We start from the raw sequence: 16,684 nt of genomic DNA on the forward strand, positions 1-16,684 counted from the left end.
GTCGCAGTATCAGCGTATGCGATATGGGTATAGGATGTTTGACCATCAATTCCTTTTGCTCCTGCAATTCCTTGATCGCCTTTGTTTCCTTGTAAACCCTGTAAACCACGATCTCCTTTATCCCCTTTGTCACCTTTAATTTGAGACCATTTATATTTTGTTGGATCCGAACTATCAGCTTGGGTAAAATCCGTATAAGTTCCAATATGTGTTTTACCGACACTAATAGTTGTACTAAAGCCTGAAGTTCCTGTGATATTATTAGCCCAAGCTGTATGGAAATAGGGTGTTTTTCCATCAGCACCTTTTGCACCAGGTATCCCTTGATTGCCATCGGCCCCTTTGATCAAACTCCATTTGTATTTACTAGCTACTGTTGAATCTTGAGCGATAAAGTCAACATACATACCAATATAAGTTTTACCCGTAGGATTCTGCGAAAACCCACCACCTGTCGCAGTATCAGCGTATGCGATATGGGTATAGGATGTTTGACCATCAATTCCTTTTGCTCCTGCAATTCCTTGATCACCTTTGTTTCCTTGTAACCCCTGTAAACCACGATCTCCTTTTACTCCTTGAATTCCCTGAATCCCTTGATCTCCTTTGTTTCCTTGTATCCCCTGTAAACCACGATCTCCTTTTACCCCTTGAATCCCTTGATCACCTTTTAAACCATCTTTACCCGCAATACGCACAGCTTGCCCCCAAGGATTCGTCCCTTTTCTTTGACGCATATAAACATCTGTTGACTGCATTGTAGAGTGCCAAGCAGAAGTACCATTGACAGAATACTCAACGTATATCTCTTGATCTTGAATGATGTTCTCAATTTCTTCTAAAGCAGGTGAATCTGAGCTAAATGTGATTTTACCTCTTATTTCTCCTGTATCAAGATCAAAATAAGTATTACCATCTGTAGAAGTAATTCTACCAGTGGTAATCTCTCGACCATTTATGTTTGTAAAACCATTGGATAGCCTGATTTTTCTAAAACCATTAGAAACTGAACTCAAATAACCCGCTTCAAAGTGATAAAATGCTTCATCAGCATCTACCTTTATTTGATTAGGAGATACAAATACAGAAGCGTTGTTCCCTACTTTTTGAGCCTTGATATAAATGAAATTAAACCCTGTTGAAATGCCATTGAAAGTATTCGCAGGAATATCCCAGTACCGCGGTTCCTCTTCTAACGTATAATGAATAATTTGTCCTTTAGTATTGCGCAATGCTGTATTATTAGCTTCAATCATTAAAGTCAAGTCCTCTAGTGTAAATTGCTGTTCACGGGATCCAACAGCAAGCATTTTTGTCTCAATGCTGAGTGGTTTAATCTTTACTGGATCAAAGTATCCTTCAGCATCAAATACATTTTCTTGAATCTCTTGTGAAAACTCATAATTTCTCATAATCGATTCTGTGAACTTTTTTCGATTGTCGATAAGTTCCTGTTCCTTACGATTCTTATCTATGTAATCACGTATGATCTTTTCTTGCTGTATTTTTTCTGCAATTTCGAACTCAACTTGAAAAGGATTCTGTAAATCTTTGACAATTGAAATTACTCTGATTTCAGCATCTAAACCGAAATCAACATCTTTAAATCTAATAGTATTTCCTAGCTGTAAATTGATATTTTGACGTTCGAAATAAATTGGATCGCCTTGAGCTAAATACTGTAAACGAGGAATGGAATTTTCCTCTAAATACTCTTGAGCTTTGTTTTTAAGCTCTGTTTCAGCATTAATGAGATAAGCTTCAGGCATAACGATATCTGTTAGAACATAAACATCTCCAACAGCAGGACGCAATAACTCATTGGGAACTTCATATGCTTTTTCATCCTTGTTCTTTAAAAGAACAAAACTCTTTGCTTGATGGTTGTAACCGTGCTTTTGAATTTCGAATGTATAGCCTGCTAATTGACCTGTATTAAAGGTCACTTTAGCAGCTATACCAGGAAGAAGTATTGGAGTTATTTCCCCATTTAATTCTGTTGTTCCATTAAGATCAAAATCCATGGAAGTATCAACAAATTTGAAAGGATTGTCACTAAATACAGCAGTTATTTTTCCATTTCGACGTGGATAGATTTCATCCCATGTATGAGATGCTTCTATGAGTCCAAATTTATTTACATTATTCTCTAAGTAAGGTACATCTAGCTTTAAACGACTAGAACCATATCGATACGAAGGCGGAATATTACGACTTGAACCTGACGCATATAATCTTGTCAAGATATTAGAAGAATCCAGGGTTGTTCGCGAAATAGTTCGGAGCCCCTTTGATTGCCCATATTCTAACTCAAGTCTGCTGACTTCTTGTTTTTTAATAAGATGGATTGTTTTATCTCCATCGATCCAATACTCTGTTTCAAATTCATCAGCACATAGTGATAATGCGGATAAAACGTTATTGTCATTAAACGCAATGTTTTTAGATTCGGTTTCTTCGGCATAACCTAATTTCCAATTGCCTCCTTCACGATTTGCATTGGTAACAATGTGTCTTAGCAACACTTCTGCATTACCCATAATCGCAAATTCGGTTTCAGTTAAGTCATTGTTTTGATTGAAACCTAAAAATAAAACCTTGTTTAAATTGTATTTAAACGATTCAAATTGCAACTCATAGACAAAGTGATTTGTAGCGTTCTTTTGCGCATTTGGCTCTTTGTTTAATACGTATGTGTCTCCATAAACTTCCACTGTATCGCCAATTTGAAAAGGAATGTATTTAGGTAAAATGAATTTCATATTAACAAGTTCCTCAGCCATGATTTTACGACTAACAGAACCTGTGGGTGCTACTGTTGCAATGACTTGATTATTTCTTTTTATACTATATTTCATTTTACCTGTAGTGTTAATTCAAATTTTACAAATACTCTTTCAACGTTTTTTAAACGTTTTCTTACTTTTATGAAGTTGGTTGCCTTTTTATAAAAAACATCATAGGTCTTACCATGATCATAGATGTACAGTTTTTGATAACCCGCTTTGCTGATCTCCGAGAAAAACGCATTGTACTTATTCCAAAAAACAACATCATTAGGAGCCATAAAGGCACACTGGAGCGTAATTTCCTTGTCTTTAAAAAAAACTCGGTCTAAATGATATTCTGTACCATTTTGATCTAACCAATCATTTTGGAGTGGTTCTTTTCGTTCAGGATACTCTAGCAGTTTAGCCGTACCTGTCTGAATGATTAAGTTGTATGCATCTTTTAAAGAAAATGTGTTTAAGGTGTCCATCCGTTAGCGTTTAAAATAGTTGAATCATTTCTTAAGGATCTAGATCGATCTAACAACGACTGTAACAGTTCATTTGACTTTGCTGTGTTAGTCGAAGTTTGTCGGGTATTTATTTCGATTTGCATTTGTATGGCAACCTGTCGAGACAGAACCTCTAGTTGTGAAGTAAAACTGTTTTTTAAAATACTGTTCGTTTCTAATTGAGCTAATCTCCAACCTCCAATCTGTCCTGATAACAAATCTGCTTGAGTTTCGGTCATACCTTTGATTGCTCCTTTTAGAGAGTTTTTATCATCTCCATTAGAAAAGTCGATTCCTGCCTGATTAAGTGCATCCATCTTTTTTTGTGCCTCCTCAACCAATTGCATATACATTTCACGAATTTTATCGGCGTCAGTAGAAGAAAGCTCTCCATCACTCATTAGATCAGCTAGCTCTCTTTGTAGGTCTTTTACTCCTTCATTAAGAGTATCTGTTATCATACCCTGCATGATTGCATTCTTTAATATCCCCTCTATATCATCAGCAAAGTCTTCAAAACTTCTTTTCCCTTCAGCTAATCCATTGCGTATACTATCTATTAAACTATCAGATGTAGTTCCAGTAATAGCATCAAGCAATGCTTGTTCTGTCTCTTCAATTACTTTCTGAACATCTCCAAGCTCTTCTTTTAGTTTTTGAAGTTCTTCAAACCAGACCTTTGTATCCCCCTCAAGTTTATTGTGTTTATAAAGTTCTTCTAACTTATCATAGTCAACCCCAAATAGGTCACCCCATTCAGTTTTTGTTTTAGTACGCCAAAATGACGTGGAACGCCAACGATCTACAATGTATTCTCCCTTGTTCTGAATCATTTGTAGCTGCTTCTCGATCTCTCTCTCTATCTCAGGTGTTTGCTTTTTTAACTCATCTAATTGACTAGAAAGCATCGTCTTATTGGTCGTCTTATTAGATATACTATCATATCTACGTTTACGAAGCAAAGCTTGATACTCAAGTTCACCTCGATAAACATCCATCTGCCATTGTTTAAATTCTCTATAAGCCTGTTTCTGTGCCTGTACTATACCACTCCATACTTGAGCTATAACACCCACACCTTCCATTATTGCTCCTACAGCCCCTAGTTCGGTTCCACCACCTATTTTGCCAGCCTCTTTTAAAGAACTTCCTAAAGAAGAAATTACTTTAGTCACAGCCTCCATTACCCTGAGACCATCACCTATGATTTTAAACAAGTCTGACATGCCAGGATTAATCTCAGCTAAACTATTTGACACACTCAAGAACTGATCTCCTATGAAACCTAAATCTTGACCTACTGCACTAATCTTATCAATGTTCAATGAGTTTAAACGCATCTCAAGTAATTCGATTGAAACACTCATTTTACGAGATTTATTCATAAACTCTTCATAGGAAGTATCATTATCTTGTTTTAATGTTTGACGCTGAGCTTTTAAATCTTCAATCTGTTTTTTAACCATGTCAATCTGTGCATCGACAACACCTGTCGCAGTCATTGTATCTCTACGATCTATTTGTGCATTAGGAAGTCGATTGGTAAGATCTCTGATAATGTCATTAATGATTTTACGCTGTTCAGCGCTAATCTCTTTATTGGTATTTAAAAATTCTGTAAGATCTCTGATCTGTCTTTTTAGTTGTCCTTTGGTAGCAGAAGAAATAATGTCTAACGCGTTTACATACGTCCCTGAACTTTGTAATACTGAATCTGCCAGAGCATCAAATTCATCTTGCGCTTGTTTAGCTAGAACTTTTGAACGATTCTCTAATTCCTTTCCTGTATACTTGCTTTGCAATTCAAGGTTGAGCTTAGCATATTTATCGCGTAATTGAAATAACTTTTGTTCTGTTGTAGCAGTAAGATTATACATTTCCTCTAACTGCTTGTGCTCAATTTTACTTTTGTCTTCTCCATGTTGGATAAGGAGTTCTGTAAGCATAGCATAACGCTTTTTCTCTTCAGCAGTCATATCGCTTACATTAATCTTATCTAGTTCATCACTGACAAGATCATAATATGTCTTTGTAACATTGATCAAATTTCCAAAGGTCTCATTGGCAAAAGAAATAGAAGAATTCTTTTTAAATTCTTCATACTCTTCATAGATGCGTTTAGATTCCTCTAATTGCTTTTGGAGCTTATCCGTATCGTTATTATATTGTACTGAATTGATTTCTTGTGTTTCAAGTTTGTCAATTCTTTCGATATCTTTTAACTCTAACTTTGCTTTTTTAGCTTCGTCACGCAGTTTGGTATAACGTAATTCGATATCTTTCAAATCTTTCGCTAAACCTGTTAAACGACTTTTGTCTAGATCTCCTTCCGCTTTTTTGATGTCAGCTAAAACTTTTATTTTGTCAGCTAAAGCTTTTTTGGTTTGCGCATCAGCTTCTTTATCATCAGGTTTAATTTTGAGTTTAGAGGCTAATTCACCTGCTTTCTTTTGTAATTCAAAAGAAGCCTCAAGCATCGTTTTATCTTTGGCTTGTTCTTTTCTAAATTCACGGAGTTTTTCTTTGATCGTAAAACTGAAACCTGTAATTGCTTGATTGAAATCTTCATCAGAAGGAATGTTCAAAAAGGATAAAATTTCTGCTTGAGAAATTTCTCTATTGGCTACTTGTTCCTTTAAACCTAAAGAACTTCTAAATTTCTCGCCAAATTTATCCAAGTTGTTCTGAAGACTTTCGTACCATCCTAAATCACCTGTACTGAGCGCAGTTATTTGTTCCAAGAGGTTTTTCTGTTTCTCCAGTGATAGCATATACGACGCTTCAGCTTGAGATTTTACAGTTAAATACGAAATGTAGTTTGGAAGATTCTTGATCACTTGCTGCTCAAGTTGTGCATAGTCCTTAACGGATCCTAGCACATTTCCAAACTCTTTGTTGTAATCGATAACGGCTTTTCTCTTCTGATTCTCTGTTAGTGCTACTTTTTCATTTGTAGTGCTTAAAAGTTGAAGTTTTGCGATCTTTTCGCCATAGAGTTCATTTCCCTTTTTCGAAATCGTTTGATTTCGTTCAAGCTCATCTGAAGTTAGACCGATGGCTTTTTTTACCTTATCCCAATTGGCCACAAGTTCTGACAATAGAACTATTGCAACTCCAATACCTACAGAGAAAAGAGCAATTTTAAAGCCTTTTAAAGCACCTGTTGAATCTCCAATAGCTTTGGTATATAGGCCTTTTAAAGTTGTAAGTGCTTTTGTTGCGACAGAATCTTTTCTCAACAATTCTGCTTGTATGGTCTGCAAACCTTGTAACAATGACATGGCACTGGTCACTTTCAAGATAGCTTGTTCCACATCTTTTTGATCCTGTCCAAAGAGAGCACCTGCACTTTTTGCAAGAGCATACCCCGACGCAATTCCCTTAGTTGCTCGTATAAGAGTATCAAGGTTATTAGTCGCTGAGGCTGAATGTCGAACTTCCTCATTTACGGTGCTCAATGCTCCAGCCAATTCTTTGGCTTGATTGGATAACTCTCTATACTGTTGTGTGTTTTGTTGTCCATTGAGACGCATTTTAGCTAGTTCTTGAACTAGTTCAGCTAATTGTCCTTTGAGTCCTTTGACTTGTTCTTCTTGAGCCTTAATGGAATTCCCAACTTCATCAAAACCTGTGCGACCAATATTACCTACACGGCGAATATTATTCTCTAGGTCTTCAATATTTTTATTGAGAATAGTAATCTTTTCAGGATCAGTTTCAGAGCTGAGCTTTTCTTGAAACATCAACAAAGCATCTTTCATCTGATTGATGCTGTTTCCTGCAGAATCATAAAGCTCTATATTTCTACCAAGTATGTTGTTAGCAGCATCCAAATCATTTCTCAAGCTAGAGAATGTTTCTTTGTCATTGATTTTGTTGAGACGAGCCCCAACAAAATCAATGACAATTCCCAATTGTTGAAATTCATTTTCAGCCTTATTAATTGCCTCTGACAATACTTCTAGCTCCTGACTAGAAGCGAAAGAAGGTGAAAATGTTTTATCGCTAATTGAATCTAACAGATGACCTGCTTGCTCAAGTTTGTCTGTATCAAAAACATCTAATTTCTTGTTGTTAGCGTTGTCGATCAACTTTTGAAGACTATCAGAAACCTCTTGGATTTTGAATTGATAAACAGCTAATTGTGTTGGATCAGTTGTACTGTCCATCATCTTTTTTAATCCCTCAAGTGTATTACTATACGTGTCATACGCTCTTTTTTGAGCTTGTGTTAGTCTTACATTTTCATTTAAAGCTTGATTCACTTGAAGTTGAGTGTCAATATAAGCTTGAAAATTTTTCTCACTTTTTTCAAGAGCATAATCAACGCCTTGCAAACCTTTCTCAACTGCTAAAGCTTGTTGCAAGACTTCAGGCGAGTTGATAATAAAGGAAATTTCGATAGGTTCTTCGTTGTTCATATGCTATTTATTAAATACCAAACCATTGAGCTAATTCATCATCAGACTCAAATTCTTTTACTTGTTTTTCTTTCTTAGATAATTTAGGAGCATCTGCAAGCATTAAGGTGAGTTCAATGAGTGTGCAGTTTAAAATCTCTTTTTTTGACCAACCTGTTTTTTCTGCAAAGACATAGATTAGTCCAAAGACGCTATGGAAGCTTTCGCTTGTTAACTCGTCTGTTTCTCTTGACTCAAGTTCATCGGCGTGGTGATTTTCATCGCTCCGATTGATCTGATAGTAGTCGTAAAATCCGAAATACCCGAATAGAGTATCACAAGTTGCAACAGGTGACTGATCTCTTTTGCAGATAATTTTTTTCGAATGATAAAGCTTACAATTGGAACTAAAAAGTACAAGTAATCTTTATCAAGCATCGAATAGGCAACTATTTTCGTGACCTTTTTTCGATGCTTGGCCAAGACTTCATACGCTTCACGAACCGTGAATTCTTTGTCTTTATCTATATCCATAAGCAGATACAATCTACTTATTTTAAGGAGCGTCTCTATTCGCAAGTCCTTGATCCCAAAGTTTATATTTCGAACAATAAACAATGTGAGTATTCTTAAAAAAAGAGGTGCGCCAATTGGCACTTTTACACCTCTTTTTAATAGAATATTTGCTGTATGTAACTCAGGGTTCATTATGGTGTTTTCTTACCAATTAGTACTGCAGGTTTACCCTTAGCTGGGCTCATTGGTTTTAGCGTAACCTCCAATAATGCTAATCCATTTTTTACAAATTTTGCATTGAACTTCGCAAGAACTCGACACTTTGGAAATTGAAAAGGTGTACCTGTATCAGTTGTTAGTTCAATGGCTTGATAAATTGATGTGGAACTGGTTGGTTCTGCCCATTGCCCATTTACTACAGTACCTCCTTTAAGTTTTGCTAATGTCTCAGCAGAATAGTCAAATGTGGAGAATTTAATTTGCTTAGCGCCTTTTGTTGAAAACACTTCAATTGGATCGTCTTCTTGATCTGCAAATTCTTCAGTAATCTGAGGGTCGTCTTCTGTGAATTCACAACTGTCTCGATAAGTTCTACAAAGCTCTTCTAATACTGCAGGCATTGTTCCATCCTCTGTGGGATCTCCTGACTTAATTTGCTTTAGACCGTATGTTCTTGTTTCTGCCATTTTAAATAGTCTTTAATAGGTTTTTAAATACTGTTTAGTCTACAGTTTCTGTAGATGTAGAATCGGAGTGTTCTTCTTGCTTTTCAGAATCCTCACCTTCAGTAGAAGATTCTTCTTTGGAAGTCTGAGCTGCTTGAGCTAATTCCGCTTCTTTCGCTTCGATGTTTTCTTTCAACTTTTTTACTCCCATATTACCAGGTGCTTTTTTCTCAAACAACGTTTCATATTTAGCGAGTAATTCCGTTCGCTCGTTATCTGTGTCTGTTGTCTGTGCTGTTACAGGCTCTACCTGTTTAGTTTCTCTTTCACGATGAAAAGTAAAAACCTCTTTATTGGTTAATATTGTTGAATGAGCATCAGCACGCTCTTTTTCTGTGAAACCTTGTCCATCTGTTGTTAGATAAATTTCTTCAAGGTCATGGATACGCATCATCTCTTGTGCTTTATCCCATAAATTTTGTTTTTTCATTTCTAAAAATTTAGAAGGTTGTAGTTTACACCTATTCCAACATAAGGTTGTGTTACGAATTGTCCGTTAGAGACACTTAATGCATAACCTGTTGATAGTCCTAGTCCAAATCGTCTGGGAGGTTTTTCTTGTAGTGAAAATGAGTTAAGTCCTCTTATTGTGACTCGTGGATCATCGGAATAGATATCGATGTAGTCTTTCTTTTCTGCTAAGAACCAAGAGCGTTTACTATACCTCGCGATGTTTAAACTAACGTTATACTTTAGGTCTAGAGTTTCTGATGTTGGTTGGTAAAGCAGGGAAAGCCATTTGTCTTGATAAGTTATAGTACCATCGGTTTGTTTTACCAATTTGAGCGTAGCATCTAGCTCAGCATTGACTTTTGTCACTTGCTTTATTTGTGTAATAGACACTTTTAAGGCTCGTTCTAAAGAATCTGCATATTGACTAGAGATAGCTAATCGTTTCTCAAGCTCCGTATCTTTAACCTTTTTCTCGACAAAAACAGTGTGTTTAATCGAATCGCGGATATACTCCTTTACGACTTCATTTTTACCACTTGAAAGTAGTAGTTCTTTGTAGCGTACTTGTTCTTGTTTTTTGCTCGCGTACTGGTTATAACTAACAATACAAAGTGCAATGGTAAAACAAGACAATACTATAATAATCAAGTTTCTCATCTTAGTATTTTGTTAACTAGTTGTTGTGTTTTTGAACGATACAAACTATCTGTTGAAGTCTGTTGTTGCTCTAATGTGTTTACCTTATCCTTATAGAAAATCATGTTTTCGTAAAGGAGAATTCTGTCTTCTCTTTCTTTTAAGATTAGACCGTAAAGTTGTTTTTTTTCTGTTTCACAGTCCGTTGCAGAATCCTCCCTTTTATAAAAAATACCGATTAACATCCCACCGAATAACACTAACAATCCTATTAAAAAAGCAATTATTACAGCTTTAGGGTATTTCTGTATTTCTTCTATGCTGAAAGGCTTTGGTAATTCGGGAGTTGTTCTCATCTTATAAATTGATTTCTTTAAGCCAATCTTTTACTTCAAAACTTGGACATTCTTTTGTCCACTCGTTAGGAGTGATAATTCCATCTCCATTTAGATCAGGAGATAAATCTCGATGTCCAACAATTTTTGCATTTGGAAAAAGTTTTTTTGCTTCTCTAACTTCGTGTTCTAAGGCACATTTCTGCTGAACTGTTCGATTGTCAATCCCATTTTGCCCCCCGATATAACTAATGTGATAAGCTTTTGAATTAAAACCTTTCACGCCATTTGTTATCTGATCAGGGCTCGCAAGAGTAATAACATTGCCATTAGGTTCTATGAGTTTATGATAACCAGGCGACTTCCATCCAAGTACGTTTCTCCAAAATGCTTTAATTGAATCAACGGTTTGGTTTTGCGGTGCACCTGTACAGTGCACCACAATTAAAGACACCTCACGCATTACACACTCATTGCTTGTTGAAGTACAGCAACTCCCTCATATCCTTTTCTTCGAGCACGTCCACCACAGCGAACTAGGAAAGAGTAAATATCTCCATAGTAGGTTGGGTCTCCAATGTTTTCAAAAGCTTCTGTAGTACCAATAGCTTTCTCAAGCATCAGTTCATTCCAGAACAAACAACCATCTGAATCGTTTGCATCTGCTACTGCACCAAAAGCTTTGAAGGTTTTATCTTCTCCAAGAATATAAACACTAGAACGCTCCATGATCTGCCATCCTTGAACTTTGTAAATAACACCTGCTCTTCTTTCAGCTTCTGAAGTCGCTTGCATATAAGTTGCTGTAGTTGACGAGTCTGCAGGAAACATTTGCGCAATAGCATCAGCAGTAAGTAGTGCAAACATTTTACCTTCTGTCCATGCTTTTTGTCTAACAAAGTGTGTACGCATTTTTTGTAAGTCAACTAATGCAAAAGCTTTTCTCTTTCCTGTTGCACCAGGTACTGTTGCATCAACAATTTTCGTAGAATCTGTGAAAATAATGTTTGATTTAGGCAATTCTTTATTGTCACCAACTGGAGAAACAACAAAGTTGGTGAGCATACCTTCAGCAACTTCTTCACTAAGTCCTGCTATATCTTGATCTAAAATACTTCTGCGTTTATCATATGATAACTCTTTTGTATCAGCATTTACAATGTTCACTGGATCAGTTGTATACTCATCAATTAGATACAATACTTCAGTGTCTTTTCTCTGTTGAACTACTGCAGGTAATGTAGCTCTGTTTTTAACCACTTTGGATGGTGAGCCAGCTTGAGGAAGGTGAACAATTTTACCGTTGATGATGTTATCTGTTGAAACATCTGAAACGTGTTGTAAAAATGTATTGTCCTGAAGTAACTTTTCTTGAATGGTCTCTGACCAAATTTCAACTTGTAATCCCATAGTTTTATTTATTATTCGTTAGGTTCTTTATTGAACTGTTGTTTGAATCTTTCCCTGAAGTATTCAGGATGATTAGCTTTTAATTTTCCAAGGTGATTTCCTTTGTCAAGCTCACTCCAACTCATCGCATCATATGAACTTAATGCTGCTGTTTGCGTTTCAAGTTTATCTGCAATTGATATGCGTTTTGGAAGTGCTTTTAAAAGTTTAGTTCCTTGGTCATATCCACTTGATAGCACCATTTCCTCAATTGGAGCTTTTCCAGCTTCATCTAAACGACCGTCTTTAACAGCCTCTAAAAGTTCCTTGTCAAACTCAGCTTTTAACGAAGCTGTTTTTTCTTGTTTTAGCTTTTCTACTTCTGCTTTTAGAGTTGTGTTTTCAGCTGTTTTGGCTGTTAGTTTACCCTCTAATGATTTGACTGCTACAAGAACCTCTTGTTCTGTTGCATTATCTGCCAACTGAAAGTGTTGTAATACTTGTTTCATTTTTATCTCTTTGTTTATGGGTTTTGACTGTGCAGATAAACACAGCTCTTTAATTCGTTCTTGTGTCAACGCGTGACCTTTTTGGTCATAAAGGACAATCGTGTTTGCATTGGATGGAACTGCAACAAAACTGATTTCTTTGAGTTCACATTTAGTCAAGACCAATTCTCCATCGATGATTTGAAAATCCTCATCCTTAAAATCAAAACCAAGTGACGTCCCTACAATAGTCCCTGCAAGGATTTTTCTAACGACCTCTAATCCATCTACATCTTGAGTATCGAACTCAGGGGTTCCTGTAAATAAATGCCCTTCAAATTTCAGATTCGACCATGTCCCCAGTACATCCTTGGTTGTGTTTCGGTGATCATTTAAGCAGACACTATTTTTTAGAAACCGCTCTAATGAAATACCACTGTTTAATATTTTGAAGCCGTAATTATTGGCTTTGGTTTCGTCATTAAGTACATACGATTTCATTCTATTTTCTTGTTTGTTGATGCAAAGATTTAGCGAAAAAAACAGCCTCAAAAGTTGGCAATCTATGATACCCTAAAATCAAGGGTATCATACCTTCAGATTAAGGGTATGATACTTTCTCAACTTTTAGAGCCTTACTTAATACAGCACTTTTGTATAAAAAATAAGAGTATGGCACGAATGACTAAAGAGGTACAAGAGAAGAAAAAAGAGCATGCAAAGCTTTTGTTTATCAAAGAGAACATTGATTCACAAAAAGAAATATCAGAACGCGTAGGAGTCTCTGAAAAAACAATTGGGAGATGGATTGAGGAAGGTGCTTGGCGTAAGCTTAAGCGCAACATCATTTTGACTCGAGAAGAGCAAATGATCAACCTTATGGATGAGCTCGCAGAACTTAGTGAATCAATTAAAAAAAAAGAAGAAGGATCGCGATTTGCAGATCATAAAGAAGCTCAAATAAGAAGACAGCTTGTTAAAGACATCAAGGACTTGGAAACAAAAGCCATGCTTCCTGAGATAATCAACTCCCTAACCCAATTCTTGGACTTTGTAAGGCGCCAAGACATCGATGATACCAAACTATTAGCAGGTTATGTGGACCACTTTATAAAAGAAAAACTTCGTGGATAATGGCAGTAGTAAAAATGCAGTCTAGAGAAGATAAAGTTGCACTAGACTATTGGGGTGAATATTACAAATCGCTTCAAAATACAGAGATTGTCGATACCTCAGAACCTGAAGAACAGAAACAGGAACGTATTAAACGACTGGAAGCAGATCCTGAAGAGTGGTTTAAATACTACTTTGAAAAGTATTGTTCTGCTGAACCGATGCCTTTTCACAAGAAATCGACTAAACGAGTATTAAATAATCCTGAGTGGTATGAAGTACGTCCATGGTCTAGAGAACTGAGTAAATCAGGGCGGACCATGCTTGAGATGCTTTATTTACATTGTACAGGAAAGAAGCGATTTACTTTAATGATATCAGCAACCAAAGATGCTGCCGAACGTCTTTTAAAGCCATACAAATTAGCTTTTGAAAAAAACCCTCGTTTAAAAAATGACTATGGAGATCAGGTCAATTATGGAAGTTGGGCATCTGACGATTTCACTACAAAAATAGGTGGGCGCTTTATAGCTGTTGGGGCAGGACAAGCTCCCCGTGGAGCTCGAAATGAAGAATTACGTCCTGATTCCATTATCATGGATGACTTTGATACAGATGAAGAATGTAGAAACCCTGATTTAATCGATAAGAAATGGGAGTGGTTTGAACAAGCTGTATATGGAACTCGATCTATTTCAAATCCTATGCTTATCATTTTTAATGGAAACATCATAGCTGAGAACTGTTGTATTAAAAAAGCAATGGAAGTTGCAGATTGCTTTGAAATAGTAAACATCCGTGATAAGGATGGAAAGAGTACATGGCCTACAAAGAACACGGAGGAAATGATTGATAGGGTACTTTCAAAAATTTCAAAAGAAAGTGCTCAAAAGGAATATTTCAACAACCCTATTGTCATGGGTAAAACATTCGAAAAGATAAACTATGGTAAGATGAGACCACTTAAAGATTACAAGTGGTTAATCGCGTACACAGACCCCTCTTATAAAAAGAATGGCGATACTAAAGCAACAGCTCTAATAGGTAAGTGGAAGGATGAATATCATGTCCTAAAGATTTATTGTGGTCATGTAACAACAGCTCAAATGCTAGATTGGCAATATGATATTCTAAACTATGTCAATGATAAAGTGCCAGTGTATTTCTTGATCGAATGGCCTTGGATAGACGATATGTTGAAAGTAGAAATAAAACTAGCCAATGCAAGGCATGGTATTACACTAGCACTCAAAGCAGATGAGAGAAAGAAGCCCGAAAAATTCTACAGAATGGAAGCTAATCTAGAGCCATTGAATAGAAATGGAAAACTAATCTTTAATGAGGATTTAGAAGGCACCCCATATATGAAGGAAGTAGAGTTTCAATTCAAAGCTTTATCGCCAAAATCAAGGGCGCACGATGACGCCCCTGATGCAGTAGAAGGAGCAGTATGGAGTGCTAACAATAAAGCTAAACAGAACACTGCGCCTCCAAAGGTTTTTAAGCATAAACAGAACCAAAAACGATATTAAGATGTATTCAAATTATATAAAAATAGAAGAGTTTAAAACTCACGCATATAATGAGGAAATAGATGAAATTATTAGACAGGATGAAACAATTGCTTATGCCTGTATTGATATGGCTATTGAATTCGTATCATCTAAACTGATGAAACATTATAAGATAGATGAGATTTTTACAGCACAAGGCAAAGATAGAAATCCTCTAATTCTAAAAGTTGTCAAGGACATTGCACTATGGGAGTTAATAGGATTGTGCAATCCTTCCATTGATTACAATGACAAGAAATTTAGATATGAGGAATCAGTATCATGGCTCACAGCTGTATACAAAGGAATGCCAACCACACTTCCTAAACTTGACGAGGAGCCAAGCAAAGCAAACTCCTTTACTTGGAACTCAAACCCCAAACGAACTAATCACTACTAATTATGGCACGAAACTTATTAAGACAGAAAAGAAATAAACTAAATGGTAAGACCATAAAAGTAAGTCAAACCGTTGTGGTGAAACCTCCACAGCGAACTAGTACAGGTATTGACCGTTGGAAGTCTGCCATGCAACAAGCAGATCGCGGACGTCGTGCAAATCTAGTTGAGTTATATGATAACTTACTAATTGATACGGTGCTTAGTGATTCTGTAGGAAAGCGTATCCGAGCCATAACAAACTCAGATATCGTTTTTCAAAAAGATGGAAAAGAGATTGAACCTATTATGGATTTGATCGATACCCCTGCCTTTGAGGAATTACTTGAGGAGTGTATGAAAACAAAGTTCTATGGTAAGTCTATCATTGAACTTGACTTTACTAACGGATTTACTGTTACTTCGATTGACAGGCGACACCTCAATACTGAAACAAAACAAATACTAGCCAATCAGTACGATACACATGGAATAAGCTACGAAGAGCCTAATGATTTTATATTAAACTTAGGTAAGGATAATGATTTAGGGTTATTTTTAAAGACTGCTCCTCATGCCATTTTCAAACGAAATGGAGGAGCTGACTATGCACAGTTCTGTGAACTGTTTGGAATTCCAATGTTAGCAGGTTTATATGATCCTGAAGACGAGACAGGTCGTCAAGAAATGGAAAACGCATTTGCCAATCGCGGTTCAGGCGGTTCGGTAGTTATGAGTAAAAATTCAGAAATAAAAACGATTGGTGAAAAACAAACAGGCAATGTTGACATACATGATCGCTTTTTAAAACGTTGTGATGAGCAAATTCTAATCGGTGTTATTGGTCAAACCATGACAACCTTAGACGGTTCTTCTTATAGCCAAGGTAAAGTGCACCAAGATGTAGAAGATGAAATAAACAAAGCAGATAGACGATTCATTCAACGTATTCTAAATCAAGAATTATTGCCACGGTTAGCCAAACGCGGATATCCTGTAGAGGGGGGATGGTTCTCGTTTCCAGAAAAAGAAAAAGCACTAACTAAAAAAGAGCAACTTGAAATAGCAGAAAAAGTGCATTCGTTAACTGAGCATGGCATCGATGAAAAATATTGGTATGAGAACTTCGGACTTCCTAAAGGAAATCGTAAAAAGAAAGAGAGAAAAGAACAACCCTCTAAAGAAGTACAGGAAGAAGAAGAATCTGAAACTAAAGAAACTCCTAAACAAAAAAATAAGCAAACACTTAGTGCTAAGGTAAACTTTGGGTTTTGGAGAAGAGTAGTTGATTTTTTTCAACAAGCTCCTCGATAGAATTTAAACTATACGAGGAGCTTGATTGGAAAGCTCTAGGTGATAAATACAATAACTCTTGCACTCATTCACATACATTAAGTTCAAAAACACCTGATTGGGCT

General features: G+C 36.3%; 15 protein-coding genes. 4 read left to right on the forward strand and 11 right to left on the reverse strand.

The genetic code is table 11. The features are described 5' to 3' along the window. From ACPDG9_RS13805 to ACPDG9_RS13855, 11 genes are all read right to left on the reverse strand, one after another. Window positions 1-2,858, reverse strand: a 2,858-nt coding sequence (locus tag ACPDG9_RS13805) for a phage tail protein (protein ID WP_430528303.1), incomplete at its 3' end; no start/stop codon positions are given. Further along, on the reverse strand, window positions 2,855-3,259 hold the full coding sequence (locus ACPDG9_RS13810; RefSeq protein WP_430528304.1) for a hypothetical protein: 405 nt from the start codon (window positions 3,257-3,259) through the stop codon (window positions 2,855-2,857). The genes ACPDG9_RS13810 and ACPDG9_RS13805, both read right to left, overlap by 4 nt. After that, on the reverse strand, window positions 3,247-7,701 hold the full coding sequence (locus tag ACPDG9_RS13815) for a hypothetical protein (RefSeq protein WP_430528305.1): 4,455 nt from the start codon (window positions 7,699-7,701) through the stop codon (window positions 3,247-3,249). The genes ACPDG9_RS13810 and ACPDG9_RS13815 overlap by 13 nt, the downstream gene beginning before the upstream one ends. Window positions 7,702-7,911: 210 nt before the next feature. Next, window positions 7,912-8,214: a hypothetical protein gene (locus ACPDG9_RS13820; protein WP_430528306.1), complete on the reverse strand. Its 303-nt coding sequence runs from the start codon at window positions 8,212-8,214 to the stop codon at window positions 7,912-7,914. 173 nt (window positions 8,215-8,387) lie between these two features. Continuing rightward, window positions 8,388-8,882: a hypothetical protein gene (locus ACPDG9_RS13825; protein ID WP_430528307.1), complete on the reverse strand. Its 495-nt coding sequence runs from the start codon at window positions 8,880-8,882 to the stop codon at window positions 8,388-8,390. A 34-nt stretch (window positions 8,883-8,916) separates the two neighbouring features. Then, on the reverse strand, window positions 8,917-9,351 hold the full coding sequence (locus ACPDG9_RS13830) for a hypothetical protein (protein ID WP_430528308.1): 435 nt from the start codon (window positions 9,349-9,351) through the stop codon (window positions 8,917-8,919). Window positions 9,352-9,353: 2 nt separating this feature from the next. Beyond that, window positions 9,354-10,031 (reverse strand): DUF6808 domain-containing protein, encoded by a 678-nt coding sequence (locus ACPDG9_RS13835; RefSeq protein WP_430528309.1) that lies wholly within the window; start codon window positions 10,029-10,031, stop codon window positions 9,354-9,356. Continuing rightward, window positions 10,028-10,366, reverse strand: coding sequence for a hypothetical protein (locus ACPDG9_RS13840; protein WP_430528310.1), 339 nt, complete (start codon window positions 10,364-10,366; stop codon window positions 10,028-10,030). Before ACPDG9_RS13840 ends, ACPDG9_RS13835 begins: the two co-directional genes overlap by 4 nt. Before the next feature lies 1 nt (window position 10,367). Further along, entirely contained in the window at window positions 10,368-10,808 is a 441-nt protein-coding gene (locus ACPDG9_RS13845) for an N-acetylmuramoyl-L-alanine amidase (protein ID WP_430528311.1), read from the reverse strand. Beyond that, a complete protein-coding gene (locus ACPDG9_RS13850) occupies window positions 10,808-11,755 on the reverse strand; it encodes a hypothetical protein (protein ID WP_430528312.1) in 948 nt (315 codons plus the stop codon). Before ACPDG9_RS13850 ends, ACPDG9_RS13845 begins: the two co-directional genes overlap by 1 nt. 11 nt (window positions 11,756-11,766) lie before the next feature. Next, window positions 11,767-12,723, reverse strand: a complete 957-nt coding sequence (locus ACPDG9_RS13855) for an HK97 family phage prohead protease (RefSeq protein WP_430528313.1) — start codon at window positions 12,721-12,723, stop codon at window positions 11,767-11,769. Between the two features lie 171 nt (window positions 12,724-12,894). Between ACPDG9_RS13855 and ACPDG9_RS13860 the strand changes: the two genes are divergently transcribed. From ACPDG9_RS13860 to ACPDG9_RS13875, 4 genes are read left to right on the forward strand one after another with little or no spacing between them, the layout of a single operon-like run. After that, the gene (locus tag ACPDG9_RS13860) at window positions 12,895-13,356 is read left to right on the forward strand and encodes a transcriptional regulator (protein ID WP_430528314.1); all 462 of its coding nucleotides are present in this window, start codon (window positions 12,895-12,897) and stop codon (window positions 13,354-13,356) included. Next, window positions 13,356-14,867 (forward strand): hypothetical protein, encoded by a 1,512-nt coding sequence (locus ACPDG9_RS13865; RefSeq protein ID WP_430528315.1) that lies wholly within the window; start codon window positions 13,356-13,358, stop codon window positions 14,865-14,867. Before ACPDG9_RS13860 ends, ACPDG9_RS13865 begins: the two co-directional genes overlap by 1 nt. A 1-nt stretch (window position 14,868) precedes the next feature. Continuing rightward, complete coding sequence (locus ACPDG9_RS13870) at window positions 14,869-15,288, forward strand: hypothetical protein (protein ID WP_430528316.1); 420 nt, start codon at window positions 14,869-14,871, stop codon at window positions 15,286-15,288. Between the two features lie 2 nt (window positions 15,289-15,290). Beyond that, window positions 15,291-16,580: a phage portal protein family protein gene (locus tag ACPDG9_RS13875; RefSeq protein WP_430528317.1), complete on the forward strand. Its 1,290-nt coding sequence runs from the start codon at window positions 15,291-15,293 to the stop codon at window positions 16,578-16,580. The last annotated feature ends 104 nt before the right edge of the window (window positions 16,581-16,684 follow it).

This window comes from Myroides sp. C6-3 (assembly GCF_050522425.1).
Classification (GTDB): Bacteria; Bacteroidota; Bacteroidia; order Flavobacteriales; family Flavobacteriaceae; genus Flavobacterium.